Raw genomic sequence first — 16,737 nt, 5'->3', positions numbered from 1 at the left:
ATGACAGGCAACAAAACTCTCAACAGGAGATTACTTCGCCGCTTTTTTGCCGATTTTCCATGAATCCGGCACACTATCGACCGCCCGAGCAAACGCTCGGTTTATCCACTCATGCAGAAGCCGTATGACCCGTTCCCCGTTCCGCCGTCTTGTGTTTGGCACCTTGCGCCGACTGTTGTATCTCTGGGTTCGCTCCGAGACGATCAACCAGTCGTCGTTCACCCTCAACCTCGACCGCAGTCGTCCGGTGTTCTACGTCCTGCAAAACCCATCGCTGACGGATCTGGCGGTGGTCGACACCGAGTGCACCAAGGCCGGCCTGCCGCGCCCGGTGCTGCCGGTGTCAGTCGGAAATCTGTTGGAACCGGCGGCGTTCTTCTACCTGACGCCGGACCCGGACTGGCTCGGCCGCCAGGACAAGCGCGGTGCGCCGCCGACCCTGACCCGACTGGTCAGCGCCCTCACCCAGAATGCCGCCGAAGACGCGCAGATCATTCCGGTCAGCGTGTTCTGGGGCCAGTCGCCGGACAGCGAGAACAGCCCGTGGAAATTGCTGTTCGCCGACAGCTGGGCCGTCACCGGACGTCTGCGTCGGCTGCTGAGCATCATGATTCTGGGCCGCAAGACCCGCGTGCAGTTCTCCGCACCGATCCATCTGCGCGAACTGATCGAACACAACAAGGGCCACGAGCGCACCGTGCGCATGGCCCAGCGGATCCTGCGGGTGCACTTCCGCAATCTCAAAGCCGCAGTGATCGGCCCGGACATCTCCCACCGCCGTAACCTCGTCAAGGGCCTGCTCAACCAGCCGCTGGTCAAGCAGGCGATCCTCGACGAAGCCGAGCGCGAAAACATCTCCCCGGAAAAAGCCAAGGCCCAGGCCCTGCGCTACGGCAACGAGATCGCCTCGGACTACACCTACACCGCGATCCGTTTTCTGGAAGTGGTGTTGAGCTGGTTCTGGAACAAGATCTACGACGGGATCAAGGTCAATCACATCGAGGGCGTGCAGAAGGTCGCCCAGGGTCACGAAGTGATCTACGTACCGTGCCACCGCAGCCACATCGACTATCTGCTGCTGTCGTACTTGCTGTTCCGCAACGGCTTGACTCCGCCGCACATCGCCGCCGGGATCAACCTCAACATGCCGGTGATCGGCAGCCTGCTGCGCCGTGGCGGTGCGTTCTTCATGCGCCGCACGTTCAAGGGCAACCCGCTGTACACCTCGGTGTTCAACGAATACCTGCACACCCTGTTCACAAAAGGCTTCCCGGTCGAATACTTCGTCGAGGGCGGTCGCTCGCGTACCGGCCGCATGCTGCAACCGAAAACCGGGATGCTGGCGATCACGATGCGCAGTTTCCTGCGTTCGTCGCGGATGCCGATCGTGTTCGTGCCGGTGTACATCGGATACGAGCGCGTGCTCGAAGGGCGGACCTACCTCGGCGAGCTGCGTGGCGCGAGCAAGAAGAAAGAATCGATCTTCGACATCTTCAAAGTCATCGGCGCGCTCAAGCAGCGTTTCGGCCAGGTGGCGGTGAACTTCGGCGAGCCGATCAAACTCGCGGAATTCCTCGACAGTGAACAGCCGGGCTGGCGCCAGCAGGAACTCGGCCCGCAGTTCAAACCGGCGTGGCTCAACGAAACCACCAATCGCCTCGGCGAGAAAGTCGCACAGCATCTGAACGAAGCGGCGGCGATCAACCCGGTCAATCTGGTGGCGCTGGCGTTGCTGTCGACCACTCGTCTGGCGCTGGATGATCGCGCCATGGCGCGGGTGCTGGATCTGTATCTGGCGCTGTTGCGCAAGGTTCCGTACTCGCCGCACACCACCCTGCCGGAAGGCGATGGCCGGGCATTGATCGAACACGTCAAAGACATGGATCTGCTGTCCGAGCAGAATGATGCACTGGGCAAGATTCTCTATCTGGACGAGCAGAACGCCGTCCTGATGACCTACTACCGCAACAACGTGCTGCACATCTTCGCCCTTCCGGCGTTGCTCGCGAGTTTCTTCCAAAGCACTTCGCGCATGAGCCGCGAGCAGATCCTGCGCTACACCCGTGCGCTGTATCCGTATCTGCAGGCGGAACTGTTCATCCGTTGGAGCCTGGACGAGCTGGATGCGGTTATCGACCAGTGGCTGGAGGCGTTCGTCGAACAAGGCCTGCTGCGTTTCGAGAAAGACGTGTTCCTGCGCCCGGCGCCGAGCTCACGGCATTTCGTGCTGCTGACTCTGCTGTCGAAGAGCATCGCCCAGACCCTGCAACGCTTCTACATGACCGTGTCGTTACTGCTCAACGCTGGCCAGAACACCATCAGCGCCGAAGAACTGGAAGACCTGTGCACGGTCATGGCCCAGCGCCTGTCGATCCTGCACGGCCTGAATGCGCCGGAATTTTTCGACAAGAGCCTGTTCCGTCACTTTATCCAGACGATGCTTGATCTTGACGTTCTGCGTCGCGACGAAGCGGGCAAGTTGAGTTATCACGAACTGCTCGGTGAACTGGCTGAAGGTGCAGCGAAACGGGTGTTGCCTGCGGAGATTCGATTGTCGATCCGCCAAGTGGCGCTACATCGCAGTGAGGATGCGGCGGAAACTGCAACCTCGCCGACTTCCTGAAACTTGAGGACAACTAACCGGAAGACCGGATCGTTTTCCGGCTAGTTGTTTTATGAATTAATGGGTTCTTTTTAATCGATAAGGAAATCGATATGAGCTTATTAAACGAGCCTCCTCATAACATCACCGTAACGTTCAGCCTTCCACCAGAGTTCAGTGCCCCTCTCGACGGAGATAATGAAACCGTTGTAGACGTACAGGTGATCAATACCTGGCAAACGTTAAGCATCAAACACTGGAAACATCCCGCCATTGTCGACGGCCAGTGGAATTTCAGGTTTCCCCATCGATATAGCAATGGGAGCGTCAAATACCGCGTCACCATCCAGCTGTTTCATAACGGGCAGCCCTTGTTGCTGGAACAGGATCACTTCGTCATTGTTCATCAGCTCCCCCACCGCCAGACGCTGCATTTGAGTCCAGTCGGTTACTTGTACGTTGAAGTGCAGGAACCCGAAATGATTCCCCCCGAACAGGCAATCACCATCAGCCTGCATGAAAACGAAAGTCCCGATGTCGAACTCGCGCGCGTCTCTCACGATGAGAGAACTGCCACTTCGTTTTATCTTGAATATGATCCGGAGCATGTGCTGCCGGGCAAACGGTATGTACTGACGGGGATAGAAAACAGGTATCACCAACGGCTGTCCGTATTTCCTGAAGGTATCGAACTTGTACCAGCGACACGTCCGCCCCGATCACGCCTGTTGCGGGTCATCGATCAGTGGCTGAATGAACCGTTACGTTTGTTCACTGACTCACTTTCCAAAATCCGCTAGATTTCTCTGGGCGCCCCTCTGGCGCCCAAGTCTTTTGAGGTCCCCATGAAAAAACTTTCTCTTCTCGCCGCCGCCACCTTGTTGAGCGCCTGCCAGTCCACCACACCGAGCGGCAAAGTGAGCCTCGACGGCGAAGTGTTCTACTTGCAGCGCATCGCTCTGCCACCGAGCGCGACACTCAGCGTGAGCCTGCAGGACATTTCGCTGGCCGATGCGCCGGCTGTCGTGCTCGATGAACAGAAAGGCCCGATCAAGGGACAAGTCCCGCTGCCGTTCCATTTGAGCTACGATCCGGCCCAGGTCAAACCCGGCCACCGCTACTCGGTCAGCGCACGCATCGAAGTCAACGGCGAGCTGATGTTCATCACCACCGAAAACCATGCCGTGCAGCTCGATGGCAAGGATCCGCAGCCGCTGAAGATACGCGTCGACGCTGCCCGCTAACGCACCTATGAATAAGGAAGCCTTCATGCTCCGCCCTACCCTTCGCTTCGCCGGCCTGTGCGCGGGCCTGATGATCTCCGCCAGCGCACTGGCCCTGTCCCTCAGCGACCTGTCGCAAGGCGACGCCACCGGCGGCCTCAAGGATGCCCTGACCCAGGGCGCGCAACTGGCCGTCAAACAACTCGGCACCCCGGGCGGCTTCAGCAACAACCCTGACGTGAAGATCGAACTGCCGGGCAAACTCGGCAAAGTCGCCGGCAAGATGAAAGCCTTCGGCATGGGCGCCCAGGTCGAGGAACTGGAAACCGCCATGAACAAGGCTGCGGAAACCGCCGTCACCCAGGCCCAGCCGATCCTGGTCGACGCCGTGAAGAAAATGAGCGTGGAAGACGCCAAAGGCATCCTCAGCGGCGGCAACGACTCCGCCACCCGATACCTGGACAAATCCAGCCGCGAACAGATCCGCACCAAGTTCCTGCCGATCGTCAAACAGGCGACCGACAAGGTAGGCGTGGCGCAGAAGTACAACTCATTCGCCGGCCAGGCTGCGACCTTCGGGGTGGTCGATGCGAAGAGCGCCAACATCGAAAGCTACGTGACCGAACAAGCGCTGAATGGCCTGTTCGAAATGATCGGCAAACAGGAAGAAACCATCCGCAAGAACCCGGCCGCTGCGGCGACGAGTCTGGCGAAGAAGGTGTTTGGCAGCCTCTAGGCCGACGCTGCACGGGAGCGAGACAACTCGCTCCCGTGCTTCAACACACTGGCTGGACTGCGTAAAAAGAACACCCACTCGCTGCCCATTTTTCTTTTCTCGAAGACCTGCAACTCGACCAGTCCATTCAGGGCTGACATCGTGGTGCTGCAAGAACAACCCAAGTGTTCCCTCACGTTGCTCGCCGTAAATTCCTTCGCCACTCCGCTCTTGGCCGCCTGATACAGCGCCCGCTGCCTTTGCGTCAGCCGCTCGAAAAAAACCGACGCCATCAGCCAGCGCTCAAGGTCCTCCGTGTACGCCAGGCTTTTACGGTAGACATCCGTGAAGCGACTGACTGCACGCTGAATCACCGAACACTGAAACTCGATGAAATACGTCAGATCCAGCTCATCGGCCTCGCTATGCAAATACGACCGCCCGTACTTCACCGGCGCATTGCGCAGCAAAGGACTGATCGCAATGTAGCGAAATGCCGAAAACTCGTGATTGAACATGAACCAGTAGAACAACGCCCTCGCAACCCGTCCGTTACCATCGCGAAACGGATGTTCGTAGCCCAGAGAGAAATGCAGCGTAATCGCCTTGATCAACGGGTGCAGGTAGTCCTTTTCTTGAGGTGAACCGAGTGGCTGATTGATCCAGCGCACGAGCCTCTGCAAACGCATCACCAGCCCGACAGCGGGCGGCGGTGTATGCACCGTATTGCCCTCGCCGTCCTGTACCACCACTTCATCGTTCGTCCTGAAAAAACCGGGACTGTATTGCGCGTCATCGATCCCCTCGACGCCCACCCGATGCATTGCCGCGATCAAGTCGACGCTCAAGGGTTGATAACGGTTTTCCCAGGCGAAATTCATCATCCTGTAATTGCCCATGACCATGCGCTCATCCGGCGTGCGCGGCTGCCGTTGATACTTGAGCATGTCCTTGGCAACCCGCGTGGTCGTTGCCGCACCTTCCAACTGGCTGCTGGCGATCACTTCGTCTTCGATCAGATCATTGAGCAAATAACTGAAATGCGACCGTTCGCCAATCTGCCCGGTCATGCATTCCAGCGAAGCGGAAGTCGTCTGCAGATCGACGGCCGAAAGGGTTTTCCGTACCGAGGGTGTCAGCAAGTACTTGCCCCACTGCGGCGGCTCACCCAATGGCAGGAGATTGATGTACTGCGCAGCCCTCGCCCTCTTCACCAGCGCCCAACACAAACGAGCGTCCAGCCTCGGCGCCCAGCGATAGCGCAAATCCTCGAAAGGCAAATAACGCCCCCGATCATCGAGAGGCTTGAGCAGCGCCAGATAATCCACCAGATGCTGCTTGTGCGGCGCCCGCGCCAATAGGTCGAACACCGGATCGGACCGTCCTTTAAACACTGGCGGCTTCTTCACAAAAAACCTCTCGATCACTCATAAACACAGATGACCGAGTACAACACCCCAGACCAGACGACCTCAATATCAGAGAATTCTGAAAAAGCTGTAGGAGACACCGCAGCCCATAGCCCATAGCCCATAGCCCATAGCCCATAGCCCATAGCCACTCAAACACAATGAGCGTTAGCTCGAGTAAAGCTTTTGACGTGCCGGCCCCACCGGCAGGCTGAGTGGAGGGATTTATCCGGGGGTAGGCGCGAAGCGCCGTTCGACGAAGTCGAACACATCGAGAGGAGGTGCAGCGAAGCAAACCGGAGGCGATGTTCCCGGATGAATCCCGGAACGAAGGAACACCGAGCCAAAGCGAGGTGCCGTACGCCGGGGCCCAGACCTTTGGTTCCTTTGGGTCGTTTGCCAAAGGGACTCGCCGTAAGGGCGAAACCGCCAGCGGCAGCACCCGAAGAAACGGATATACACCCAGAACCCCAAGAGCCTGGCCGGCCCGAAGGCCGCCACGCTCAAACAAAAATCAAACCTCCTCACGTACCCGGAACCAAGCCGCATACAACGCCGGCAAAAACAAAAGCGTCAGAGCCGTCGCCACAATCAACCCGCCCATGATCGCCACCGCCATCGGCCCGAAAAACACACTGCGCGACAACGGAATCATCGCCAGCACCGCCGCCAGCGCCGTCAACACAATCGGCCGGAACCGGCGCACCGTCGCCTCAATGATCGCCTGCCAGGGCTTGAGCCCCGCCGTAATATCCTGCTCGATCTGATCCACCAGAATCACCGAGTTGCGCATGATCATCCCCGACAGCGCAATCGTCCCGAGCATCGCCACAAACCCGAACGGCTGACGGAACACCAGCAGAAACAGCGTGACGCCGATCAAACCCAGCGGCGCCGTCAGAAACACCATCGCCGTGCGTGAGAAACTGCGCAACTGCACCATCAGCAACGTCAGCACCACGACAATGAACATCGGCACGCCTGCATTCACTGACTTCTGCCCGCGTTCGGAGTCTTCTACCGTACCGCCGACATCCAGCAGATAACCGTCAGGTAATTCGGCACGAATCGGATCGAGCGTCGGCTGAATCTGTTTCACCAGCGTCGCCGGTTGCTCCTTGCCATAGATATCGGCGCGCACGGTGACGGTCGGCAGGCGATTGCGGTGCCAGATGATGCCTTCCTCGAAGCCATATTCCAGCGTCGCAATCTGCGAAAGCGCCACGCTGCGGCCATTGTCGGTCGGCACCGCCAGACTCGGCAGCAGGGTCAATTCCGTGCGTTCATGCACGGTGCCGCGCAGAAGGATTTCGATCAGTTCGTTGTCCTCGCGGTACTGGCTGACGCTGGAGCCGGTCAGCGAGCTCTGGAGGAATTTCGCCAGGTTCGCAGTGCTCACCCCCAGGGCCCGGGCGCGGTCTTGATCGATGTTCAGGTACACAACCTTGCTCGGCTCTTCCCAATCCAGATGCACATTCACGACATGTGGGTTCTCACGCACCTTGGCCGCGACTTTCCGGGCCAGAGCGCGGACCTCCTCGATATGCTCCCCCGTAACACGGAACTGCACCGGATAGCCAACCGGCGGGCCGTTCTCCAGTCGCGTAACCCGCGACCGCAGGGCCGGGAATTGTTCGTTCAAGGTATCGATCAGCCAGGTGCGCAGGGCTTCGCGTTCCTCGATGGTTTTCGCCAACACGACGAACTGGGCGAAGCTGGCCGCCGGCAGCTGTTGATCCAGCGGCAGGTAGAAACGCGGCGAGCCGGTACCGACGTAGGCCACATAGTTGTCGATGCCGGCATGATCCTTGAGCATCGCCTCCAGTCGCTTGACCTCGGCAGTGGTGTTGGCCAGCGAAGCCCCTTCGGCCAGTTTCAGATCAACCATCAACTCCAGTCGGTTGGAGGCCGGAAAGAACTGCTGCGGGACGAACTTGAACAGCATCACCGAGGCGACGAACAGCCCCACCGTCAGCACGATCACCGTTTTACGCCGACGCACGCACCATTCCACCAGACGTCGTACCCGCTGGTAAAACGGTGTGGCATAAGGGTCCGGTTGACCGTCGCCAGTGCCGTGTTTGGCGGCGTGAATTTTCGCCAGATCCGGCAGGAGTTTTTCCCCGAGGTACGGCACAAACATCACCGCCGCCACCCACGAAGCAAGCAACGCGATGGTGACGACCTGGAAGATCGAGCGGGTGTATTCACCGGTGCCGGACTGCGCCGTGGCAATCGGCAGGAAGCCGGCGGCGGTGATCAACGTGCCGGTGAGCATCGGGAATGCGGTGCTGGTCCAGGCATAACTGGCCGCCTTGATCCGGTCGAAGCCCTGCTCCATTTTGATCGCCATCATTTCCACGGCGATGATCGCGTCGTCCACCAGCAAGCCCAGCGCCAGCACCAGAGCACCGAGGGAAATCTTGTGCAGGCCGATACCGAGGTAATACATGCAGGCGAACGTCATCGCCAGCACCAGCGGAATGGTCAACGCCACCACCATGCCGGTGCGCACGCCAAGGGAGAAGAAGCTCACCAGCAACACGATGGCCAGCGCTTCGACCAGCACCTGGACGAACTCGCCGACGCCACTTTTCACCGCCGCCGGCTGATCGGACACCTTGCGCAATTGCATGCCGGCCGGCAGGTTTTTCTGGAGGCGGGAGAATTCGACTTCCAACGCCTTACCCAGCACCAGAATGTCACCGCCGTCCTTCATCGCTACCGCAAGCCCGATCGCGTCTTCGCCCATGAAGCGCATGCGCGGCGCCGGCGGATCGTTGAAACCACGCCGCACGTCAGCGACATCGGAGATACGGAACGTACGATCACCGATCCGGATCGGGAAGTTCCTGATCTCGTCGACTGTCTGAAAATTCCCCGAGACCCGTAGCTGCAATCGCTCACTGCCGGTTTCGAAGAATCCGGCGGTGGATACTGCGTTCTGTTCTTCCAGCGCCTGCTGGACCGCCGCCAGCGGCAAGCCGAGGGTGGCGAGTTTGACGTTGGACAGCTCGACCCAGATCTTCTCGTCCTGCAGCCCGAGCAGATCGACCTTGCCCACGTCCTTGACCCGTTGCAGCTGGATCTGGATGCGGTCGGCGTAGTCTTTGAGCACGGCGTAGTCGAAACCGTCGCCGGTCAGCGCATAGATATTGCCGAACGTGGTACCGAATTCATCGTTGAAAAAGGGGCCCTGAATCCCCGGTGGCAGGGTCTGGCGGATATCGCTGACCTTCTTGCGCACCTGGTACCAGAGGTCCGGAATTTCCACCGAATGCATCGAGTCGCGGGCGATGAACGTGACCTGGGATTCACCGGGGCGGGAGAACGAGACGATGCGTTCGTACTCGCCGGTTTCCATCAATTTCTTTTCAATGCGCTCGGTGACCTGACGCGAAACTTCCTGCGCAGTGGCGCCCGGCCATCGGGTTTGTATGACCATGGCCTTGAAGGTGAACGGCGGGTCTTCGCTCTGTCCGAGTTTGGTGTAGGACAATGCGCCGACGATGGCCAGCAAAAGCATCAGGAACAGTACGATCTGGCGATTACGCAGCGCCCATTCGGAAAGGTTGAAGCGCATCGGGCCTTACTCCTTGTCCGCCAGATTGACCACACGGTTGGAGCGATCCACGGGACGCACCTGCTGCCCTTCCAGCAGCACATGCACGCCGGCGGCCACGACCCAGTCGCTGGCGTTGAGGCCTTCGAGCACCGGCACGGTTTTCTCGCCGAACGGGCCGATACGCACGGGCGTCTTTTTCAAGGTGTTGTTGGCGCTGACGACCCAGACATAGGTCGCGCCGTTTTCGGCGGTCAGGGCCGAGAGCGGCACCGACAGCGGGATCACATCAGCGGTCTGCACGAATACTCGGGCGCTCTGGCCGAGTTCGACAGGCACTTTGCCGGCGGTGAAGGCGATGCGGGCGGCAAAGGTGCGGGATTTCGGATCGGCGGCCGGCGACAGCTCGCGGATCCGCCCGGCGAAGCGCTGGTTCTGTTGAGTCCACAACTCAACCGACACTGGCTGGCCGACCTTGAAGCGGCCAAAGCTTTGCTCCGGCAGGCTGATCAGCACTTCACGTTCGCCATCGGTGGCGAGGGTGAAAACAGTCTGCCCGGCGGCGACCACTTGCCCGACTTCGACCGAACGCTTGGCGACTACACCGTCCTGAGGCGCACGCAGCACGGCATAACTGGCCTGATTGGTCGAGACGTTGAATTCGGCTTTGATCTGTTTGAGGCGGGCTTCGCCGGAGCGGTAGAGGTTTTCGGCATTGTCGTAGGCCGAGCGGCTGACCATCTGCCGTTCCATCAGGGTCTTGTAGCGATCACGCTCGGCGCGCACCAGATTCAGATTGGCTTCGGCGGCAGTGACCTGGGCGCGGGTGGCTTCCAGCTGCAGGCGTACGTCCTGCGGATCGAGTTCGGCCAAGGGCTGATCGGCCTTCACGCGCTGGCCTTCCTCGACCAGTCGTCGGCTGACTTTGCCGCCGATGCGGAACGCCAGATCGGGTTCATAGCGGGCGCGCACCTCGCCCGGATAACTTTCCATCGCCTGCGCCGAAGGCTCTGGCTGTACCACCATGGCCGGTCGCACGCTGACTGGCGTCACCTCTTCCTTGCCACATGCCGACAATAAAAACGCCAGACTGACTGGCACCGCAAAGGACAACGCATGGCGGAACATGGTGAAGGACCTTTCGCTAAGGAGGCTTGGAATAATTATACTGGCCGGTATGTTATTAATAGCAAACTCACCAGTCCAGTATTAAAAGCGAAGAATGTCGAACAATCTTTCAGCTCCAAACGGCCCCGGCCGCCCGAAGGATCCGGCCAAGCGCCAGGCGATTCTCGAAGCGGCGAAAATCCTGTTCCTGAGTCATGGCTATGCCAACACCAGCATGGACGCGGTGGCCGCCGAGGCTGGCGTGTCGAAGCTGACGGTCTACAGCCATTTCAATGACAAGGAGACGCTGTTTTCCGCCGCTGTCGTTGCCAAATGCGAGGAGCAATTGCCACCGCTGTTCTTCGAATTGCCGGACGGCATCGCGGTGGAAAATGTGTTGCTGAACATTGCCAGAGGCTTTCATCACCTGATCAACAGCGATGAATCGGTGAACCTGCATCGCCTGATCATGGCGCTGGGCAGCCAGGATCCGAAGCTGTCGCTGATCTTCTTCGAGGCCGGCCCGCAGCGCATGGTGCAAGGCATGGAGCGCTTGCTGCGGCGGATTCACGAAACCGGGGTATTGAGCATCGACAACCCGCACAACGCCGCCGAACACTTCTTCTGCCTGATCAAGGGCGCGGGGAATTTCCGGTTGCTGTATGGCTGCGGTGAACCACTGACCGGCGAGGCGGCGGAAAGCCATGTACAGGAAGTGGTCGAGTTATTCATGCGCGCCTATCGCCCTTGAAAACAAAAATCCCACGCCATGCGTGGGATTTTCTTGTGTGACGGATCAGGCCTTGAGCGCTTTCTTCGGGTAGATGTCATAGCGACTGGATTTGCCATCCAGCGCATGGCTCGGCTTCGGCCCTTCGATGCACGGCGCCTTGCGCGGGCGCTTGACCACCACCCGGTGCGTGGCCAGCGCCAACGCTGCTTCCAGCAAGGCCGGTGCATCCGGGTCATCGCCCACCAGCGGGCGGAACAGGCGCATTTCCTTCTTCACCAGGGCGGTTTTCTCACGGTGCGGAAACATCGGGTCGAGGTAGATCACCTGCGGCGGCACGCCTTCCCAGTTGCGCATCACGTCAATCGAGTTGCCCTTGAGCAGCGTCATCCGCGCCACGATCGGTGCCACGTCGAAATCTTCCGCCGCGCGGGCCAGACCATCCTCAAGCAACGCGCCGATCAGCGGCTGACGCTCGATCAAGCTCATCTCGCAGCCCAGGCTCGCCAGCACGAACGCATCCTTGCCCAGCCCCGCCGTGGCATCCAGCACCCGCGGACGCACGCCTTGGGCGATACCGACCGCCTTGGCGATCATCTGCCCGCTGCCACCGCCGTAGCGCCGGCGATGGGCCGCGCCACCCTCGACAAAGTCGACCCGTACCGGCCCCGGCGCATCCGGCCCCAGCTGTTGCAGTTGCAAACCCTGCTCGCCTACCTGCAAGGCGAACTCGCCGTCGGCCACCTGTAACGGCAGGTTCAGGCGCTGCGCCCACTGCTCGGCCTGCGCTTCGAACGTCGGGCCGAGGGCTTCGACATGGATGCGGCAGGCCGCGGGTTGCTCAATCATGGAAAACACGCTCAAAAAAGTTAAGGATCGGCAAAATCCGCCGATAACCCAATCAACGCGCATTTTGCCAGAGCTGAGCGTCGACCGAAAAAAATGTCAGGCATTCTTCCCACATCGATTGGCTACATTTCGCCCACAGGCGATTTCAGCCGTCATAACACTCAAGCATTGGGCGGCGTCAGCCACCTGTGGCAGGATTTCTTTGCCCAGGCCCTGGCCGAACAATCGAGTGATGTGGTGCCGGCCTGTGGCACCTTCCCGCCGGTCGATCTCGAAAGCCCTGAAGAACCGACTGTCGGCAGCGAACTGCACGCCCACATCATCGACCAGCGCGAATGCAACGTGGTGGAAACCCCGGTTCGCCCGCCTGAGCCGCTGTTCCTGCCGATTGCCGAAATCGATATGAACCTGGCCGAGCCGTACCCTCCGTTCCCGCCGGAAGCAATCAAGACTCAGCAAAAGCAGCAGGATTTCGACAGCAGTTGGGTTCGTCCGGTCGTGATCAACAACGGTCAGCCAATTCCGGAACCGGGCCCTGCCCCGCAGAAAAAGCCGCTGTACCTGCCAATTGCCGAGTTCGACCTGGATCTGCTGCAACCTTACCCGCCGTTCCCGCCGGAAGAGATCGTCGAGCAACAGAAAGCCCTGGACTTCGATAACGGCTGGGTGCGCCCGATCGTTCAGCAGAACCTGCGCATCGCCGCCTGATTCCCTTCTGCTTCAGCCCTTGAAAAACTGATTGGCCTTCGCGTACGGCATCGAACGCGAAGTGAAGCTGAACGTGCCCGATTGCTGAATTTCTTCAGCAGCCCGAAAGAACTCACCAAACGCCGCCAGCGCCAGCGCCGAGCCGGTACTGATGCGTTTCACACCCATTTCTTCCAGTTGCTGCACGGTCAGTTTCAGGCCACCGGACATCAACACGTTGACCGGTTTCGGCGCGACTGCGCGCACCACTGCCAGTACCTCTTCAGCTGTCCTCAGACCCGGAGCGTAGAGCACATCGGCGCCAGCTTCGGCGAACGCCTGCAGGCGGCGAATGGTGTCGTTGATATCCGGATTGCCGTGCAGGTAGTTTTCCGCACGGGCCGTCAGGGTGAAGCGAAAAGGCAACGTGCGCACCGCTGCTACTGCGGCTTCAATCCGCGCCACGGCATGTTCGAAACAGTAGACAGGTGCGTCCGGGCGCCCTGTGGCATCTTCGATGGAACCACCCACTGCGCCCGCTTCGGCCGCTCGCAGCAGACTATGCGCGGACTCGGCCGGAGCGTCGGCAAAACCGTTTTCCAGATCCACCGCCACCGGCAAATCCGTGGCGGCAGCAATCGCCCGGACGTTGTTCAAGGTTTCTTCGAGGCCAAGGGCACCATCGGGCTTACCCTGGGAAAACGCATAACCGGCACTGGTGGTCGCCAGCGCCTGATAACCCAGGCTGGCAAGCATCTTCGCGGAACCTGCATCCCACGGATTGGGAATCACGAAAATCCCTGGGCGTTCATGCAGGGCTTTGAAGGCTTCGGCTTTACGGACTTGTTCTTTGCGGGCTTGGGCGTCCATCGGCAGGCTCCTGGGCAGAAAAAAATCGCCTCAGAGCAAGCCAAGTTGCTCCGCGGCGGGTTCTCTGTATAGCTCAGGCAGCGGTGGCAGGCCAGGCAAACGTTGCATCAGCTGTGCGTGAAAACGCTGCGCAAGCTTTGCTGCCAGGATGTTATCGGCGGTGTGCAGGAAGATGTACGGCGTACGGCCCTCTTCGATCCACTCGGCAATCTTCGCCACCCACGGCACCAGAAACGGATCGTTGGCCTCAAGCTCGGGATGGCCGATGAAGCGCACCTGCGGGAATTGGGTGAACGCTGCCGGACGGGTCGGCACGCGGGGCTTTTTCGATTGCGCGTGGATCACCGAAGACTCGGTGGACAGACAACTGAACAACGCGCGCGGATCGAGGCAGATGCGCTCAACGCCGCGATCCAGCAACAGGCGATTGAGCAGGCGTTCACTCTCGCCCTTGGCGAAGAACTGCTCATGGCGCACTTCCACCGCCAGCGGTCGATCAAACGCGTCGATGAAGGCTGCGAGTTCTGGCAAGCGTTGCGGAGTGAAGCTTTTCGACAGTTGCAGCCACAGTGGCGATACACGTTCGCCGAGCGGGCTGAGCAATTGAATGAAGGTTTCGGTGGCGGTCAGTTGATCGCGCAGGTCACCGCCGTGGCTGATATCGCCGGGGAATTTGGCGGTGAAACGAAAGTGTTCGGGCATGACCTCGGCCCAGCGCGCCACGGTGGCCGGCGAAGGGCTGGCGTAGAAAGTCGTGTTGCCTTCCACGGCGTTGAACACTTGCGAATACAGACCGAGGAAATCGGAGGTCTTGGCGTCTGCCGGATACAGATACTCGCGCCAGGCGTTTTCACTCCAGGACGGGCAACCGAGGTAGTAAGGCAGATCCATCAGATGTACAGATCGAGGCCCAGCACGTCTGCGTCCCAATCGACAAAACCGGCGGTGCTCAGGTAGCTGGCCAGAGCCATGGCCACGCTTTTCTTCATCGCACGGTGATAAATCATGTCTTGTTGGCGGGCGGGCAGATTGCTCAGGCGTTGCGCAGAGGCCTTGGCGGCGCGGGCAGCCAGTTGCGCTTCGGTGGGGAATTCCAGCTCGCCTTCAATATCCTCGACGGATTCATCCAGCGCCGGATTGCCTTTGCGAGGCTTGCGCTTGATGGGGTAGGAATGAGTGGAAACGCCGTCTATACGCATAAAGTCATGCTCGGTATCGATGATGGCAATTTAGCGGCACCTGACCGACTTAGCAAATCGCCGAGTGATAACTAGAACACATAAAAGACAAAAGGTTTAAAGCGGGGCGTTGGAAACTGACGATTGGCAGGAGCTGGCGGGACCCTGTGGCGAGTGCCACAGGGAGATTGTCTTCAGCGGGATTTCGGGGTGGCCACTTTATCGCGCAGGTAAACCGGCTGAGCGTCGTCTGCCGGGATCGACTCACCGCGCGCCCAAGCGAAGCGGGCCAACGTCAGCAGGTCTTCGGCATGGGGCAGCATGGTTGCGTCGGAACCGATCAGATTGACCGCGATGCGCTCGCCGTAGCCCCAACCGGTGCCGGCACCGAACCAGTCGCCAGTCGCATCGTCCGGCAGCGCGGCGACTTCCGGCGGCAACACAGCTTCGACGCCGACCAGACGCATCTCCCCGGCCGTCTCGCGATAGCAGCCCCAATACACTTCATCCATGCGCGCATCGATCGCCGCCGCGACCTGGCTCACACCGTGCTCGCGATAAGCCCGTTGCGCCAGCACTGCCAGGTTCGATACCGGCAACACCGGACGATCCAGGGCAAACGCCAGGCCTTGCACCACACCGATGGCGATGCGCACACCGGTGAACGCGCCCGGGCCACGACCGAACGCGATCGCCTCCACCGCTTGCAGCGTGGTGCCGGCGTCGGCCAGCAGTTGCTGGATCATCGGCAGCAGTTTCTGCGCGTGCAAGCGCGGGATCACCTCGTAATGGCTCGTGACCTTGCCGTCATGCAGCAAGGCAACGGAGCAAGCTTCAGTCGCGGTGTCCAGGGCCAGCAAGGTGCTCATCGATGTGTCCGTAAATCAGGTGGGGAAAAGTGCGCCAGTATAAACAACTACGGCCCGCAAGCGGGCCGTGGATGATGCAGCGGATCAGGTTTTTCAGCTCAGTGCTTCAAGAACCTTGGCGGTGATCGCTTCAACCGAACCGACGCCCGGGATGTGGCTGTACTTCGGCTTGCCGTTGGCAGCCGACAGTTTCTGGTAGAAGTCCACCAGCGGCTTGGTCTGCGAGTGGTAGACCGACAGGCGATGACGCACGGTTTCTTCGGTGTCGTCCTTGCGCTGCATCAGCTCTTCACCGGTGATGTCGTCTTTGCCGGCAATCTTCGGCGGGTTGTAGACGATGTGGTACACACGGCCGCTGGCCTCGTGAACACGACGGCCGGCGATACGCTGAACGATCTCTTCGTCTTCAACAGCGATTTCAACCACGGCATCCAGCTCGACACCGGCAGTCACCAGCGCTTCAGCCTGAGGAATGGTGCGCGGGAAACCGTCGAACAGGAAACCGTTGGCGCAGTCAGCCTGAGCGATGCGGTCCTTGACCAGTGCGATGATCAGGTCATCCGACACCAGGCCGCCGGCATCCATGATGCTCTTGGCTTGAACGCCCAGCGGAGTGCCGGCCTTGACCGCAGCTCGCAGCATGTCGCCGGTGGAAATTTGCGGGATGCCGAATTTCTCGGTGATGAACTTAGCCTGAGTACCTTTACCGGCCCCGGGAGCTCCCAGCAGAATGACGCGCATTAGATGTGCTCCTCAATTTTTTTATAAAAAGCTTTTGCAAAACAACGGATTCGCCTCATGGGGCGAAATCCTGAAAATAGGGTCGTGACCGCCCAAACGGCCAGAGGCTGACCAAGATACACAGCAGGCTGCGCCCACACAAGACGCCAAAAGTCGGAGAAACCCGCGCCTGCCGCGACTTTGCGACGCGGTCCC

Annotated in this window: 15 protein-coding genes; 6 read left to right on the top strand and 9 right to left on the bottom strand. The window is 59.9% G+C overall.

What is annotated here, in order from left to right:
- Positions 1–124 precede the first annotated feature (124 nt).
- The 4 genes from plsB (at position 125) to CAF87_RS08815 (ending at position 4,561) form a co-directional block, all read left to right on the top strand.
- Entirely contained in the window at positions 125–2,623 is a 2,499-nt protein-coding gene (plsB, locus tag CAF87_RS08830; RefSeq protein ID WP_085729794.1) for a glycerol-3-phosphate 1-O-acyltransferase PlsB, read from the top strand.
- Between the two features lie 92 nt (positions 2,624–2,715).
- Positions 2,716–3,402, top strand: coding sequence for a hypothetical protein (locus tag CAF87_RS08825; RefSeq protein WP_085729793.1), 687 nt, complete (start codon positions 2,716–2,718; stop codon positions 3,400–3,402).
- A gap of 45 nt (positions 3,403–3,447) precedes the next feature.
- Positions 3,448–3,846 carry a YbaY family lipoprotein gene (locus tag CAF87_RS08820; protein WP_085729792.1) on the top strand — a complete coding sequence of 133 codons (399 nt, stop codon included), beginning with the start codon at positions 3,448–3,450 and terminating at the stop codon, positions 3,844–3,846.
- A gap of 25 nt (positions 3,847–3,871) precedes the next feature.
- A complete protein-coding gene (locus tag CAF87_RS08815; RefSeq protein WP_085729791.1) occupies positions 3,872–4,561 on the top strand; it encodes a DUF4197 domain-containing protein in 690 nt (229 codons plus the stop codon).
- Here CAF87_RS08815 and CAF87_RS08810 read toward each other — a convergent pair.
- The 3 genes from CAF87_RS08810 to CAF87_RS08800 all read right to left on the bottom strand — a co-directional run bounded on the left by CAF87_RS08810 (position 4,558) and on the right by CAF87_RS08800 (position 10,639).
- Positions 4,558–5,949, bottom strand: coding sequence for a Fic family protein (locus CAF87_RS08810; RefSeq protein ID WP_085729790.1), 1,392 nt, complete (start codon positions 5,947–5,949; stop codon positions 4,558–4,560). The two genes, CAF87_RS08815 and CAF87_RS08810, sit on opposite strands and share 4 nt — an antisense overlap.
- A 514-nt stretch (positions 5,950–6,463) precedes the next feature.
- On the bottom strand, positions 6,464–9,532 hold the full coding sequence (locus CAF87_RS08805; RefSeq protein ID WP_085729789.1) for an efflux RND transporter permease subunit: 3,069 nt from the start codon (positions 9,530–9,532) through the stop codon (positions 6,464–6,466).
- 6 nt (positions 9,533–9,538) lie between these two features.
- Positions 9,539–10,639, bottom strand: a complete 1,101-nt coding sequence (locus CAF87_RS08800) for an efflux RND transporter periplasmic adaptor subunit (RefSeq protein WP_085729788.1) — start codon at positions 10,637–10,639, stop codon at positions 9,539–9,541.
- Between the two features lie 94 nt (positions 10,640–10,733).
- On the opposite strand from CAF87_RS08800, the gene CAF87_RS08795 reads away from it, so the two are divergent.
- Complete coding sequence (locus CAF87_RS08795) at positions 10,734–11,369, top strand: TetR/AcrR family transcriptional regulator (RefSeq protein ID WP_085729787.1); 636 nt, start codon at positions 10,734–10,736, stop codon at positions 11,367–11,369.
- Between the two features lie 45 nt (positions 11,370–11,414).
- Here CAF87_RS08795 and CAF87_RS08790 read toward each other — a convergent pair whose 3' ends face one another.
- Positions 11,415–12,197, bottom strand: a complete 783-nt coding sequence (locus tag CAF87_RS08790; protein WP_085729786.1) for a class I SAM-dependent methyltransferase — start codon at positions 12,195–12,197, stop codon at positions 11,415–11,417.
- Positions 12,198–12,290: 93 nt separating this feature from the next.
- Between CAF87_RS08790 and CAF87_RS08785 the strand changes: the two genes are divergently transcribed.
- The gene (locus CAF87_RS08785) at positions 12,291–12,905 is read left to right on the top strand and encodes an energy transducer TonB (RefSeq protein ID WP_085729785.1); all 615 of its coding nucleotides are present in this window, start codon (positions 12,291–12,293) and stop codon (positions 12,903–12,905) included.
- Between the two features lie 12 nt (positions 12,906–12,917).
- Here CAF87_RS08785 and CAF87_RS08780 read toward each other — a convergent pair whose 3' ends face one another.
- From CAF87_RS08780 to adk, 5 genes are all read right to left on the bottom strand, one after another.
- Positions 12,918–13,754: an oxaloacetate decarboxylase gene (locus tag CAF87_RS08780; protein WP_085729784.1), complete on the bottom strand. Its 837-nt coding sequence runs from the start codon at positions 13,752–13,754 to the stop codon at positions 12,918–12,920.
- 30 nt (positions 13,755–13,784) lie between these two features.
- Positions 13,785–14,645 carry a DUF72 domain-containing protein gene (locus CAF87_RS08775; protein WP_085729783.1) on the bottom strand — a complete coding sequence of 287 codons (861 nt, stop codon included), beginning with the start codon at positions 14,643–14,645 and terminating at the stop codon, positions 13,785–13,787.
- Complete coding sequence (locus tag CAF87_RS08770; RefSeq protein WP_085712814.1) at positions 14,645–14,953, bottom strand: hypothetical protein; 309 nt, start codon at positions 14,951–14,953, stop codon at positions 14,645–14,647. The genes CAF87_RS08775 and CAF87_RS08770 overlap by 1 nt, the downstream gene beginning before the upstream one ends.
- Positions 14,954–15,126: 173 nt before the next feature.
- Positions 15,127–15,801, bottom strand: coding sequence for a tRNA (adenosine(37)-N6)-threonylcarbamoyltransferase complex dimerization subunit type 1 TsaB (gene tsaB, locus CAF87_RS08765; protein ID WP_085729782.1), 675 nt, complete (start codon positions 15,799–15,801; stop codon positions 15,127–15,129).
- Positions 15,802–15,894: 93 nt separating this feature from the next.
- Entirely contained in the window at positions 15,895–16,542 is a 648-nt protein-coding gene (adk, locus tag CAF87_RS08760; RefSeq protein ID WP_085729781.1) for an adenylate kinase, read from the bottom strand.
- Between the last annotated feature and the right edge of the window lie 195 nt (positions 16,543–16,737).

Origin of the sequence: Pseudomonas sp. R38(2017) (assembly GCF_002112395.1) — a bacterium.
Lineage (GTDB): Bacteria > Pseudomonadota > Gammaproteobacteria > Pseudomonadales > Pseudomonadaceae > Aquipseudomonas.
This window is presented reverse-complemented; position numbering and strand designations above follow the sequence as displayed.

What these genes read in the sequence shown, in the direction of transcription:
- CAF87_RS08795 (WP_085729787.1), top strand. Translation starts at nt 10,734, where the DNA reads ATGTCGAACAATCTTTCAGCTCCAAACGGCCCCGGCCGCCCGAAGGAT.
- CAF87_RS08780 (WP_085729784.1), bottom strand. Translation starts at nt 13,754, where the DNA reads ATGGACGCCCAAGCCCGCAAAGAACAAGTCCGTAAAGCCGAAGCCTTC.
- CAF87_RS08800 (WP_085729788.1), bottom strand. Translation starts at nt 10,639, where the DNA reads ATGTTCCGCCATGCGTTGTCCTTTGCGGTGCCAGTCAGTCTGGCGTTT.
- plsB (WP_085729794.1), top strand. Translation starts at nt 125, where the DNA reads ATGACCCGTTCCCCGTTCCGCCGTCTTGTGTTTGGCACCTTGCGCCGA.
- adk (WP_085729781.1), bottom strand. Translation starts at nt 16,542, where the DNA reads ATGCGCGTCATTCTGCTGGGAGCTCCCGGGGCCGGTAAAGGTACTCAG.
- CAF87_RS08825 (WP_085729793.1), top strand. Translation starts at nt 2,716, where the DNA reads ATGAGCTTATTAAACGAGCCTCCTCATAACATCACCGTAACGTTCAGC.
- CAF87_RS08790 (WP_085729786.1), bottom strand. Translation starts at nt 12,197, where the DNA reads ATGATTGAGCAACCCGCGGCCTGCCGCATCCATGTCGAAGCCCTCGGC.
- CAF87_RS08815 (WP_085729791.1), top strand. Translation starts at nt 3,872, where the DNA reads ATGCTCCGCCCTACCCTTCGCTTCGCCGGCCTGTGCGCGGGCCTGATG.
- CAF87_RS08820 (WP_085729792.1), top strand. Translation starts at nt 3,448, where the DNA reads ATGAAAAAACTTTCTCTTCTCGCCGCCGCCACCTTGTTGAGCGCCTGC.
- tsaB (WP_085729782.1), bottom strand. Translation starts at nt 15,801, where the DNA reads ATGAGCACCTTGCTGGCCCTGGACACCGCGACTGAAGCTTGCTCCGTT.
- CAF87_RS08775 (WP_085729783.1), bottom strand. Translation starts at nt 14,645, where the DNA reads ATGGATCTGCCTTACTACCTCGGTTGCCCGTCCTGGAGTGAAAACGCC.
- CAF87_RS08785 (WP_085729785.1), top strand. Translation starts at nt 12,291, where the DNA reads ATGTCAGGCATTCTTCCCACATCGATTGGCTACATTTCGCCCACAGGC.
- CAF87_RS08770 (WP_085712814.1), bottom strand. Translation starts at nt 14,953, where the DNA reads ATGCGTATAGACGGCGTTTCCACTCATTCCTACCCCATCAAGCGCAAG.
- CAF87_RS08805 (WP_085729789.1), bottom strand. Translation starts at nt 9,532, where the DNA reads ATGCGCTTCAACCTTTCCGAATGGGCGCTGCGTAATCGCCAGATCGTA.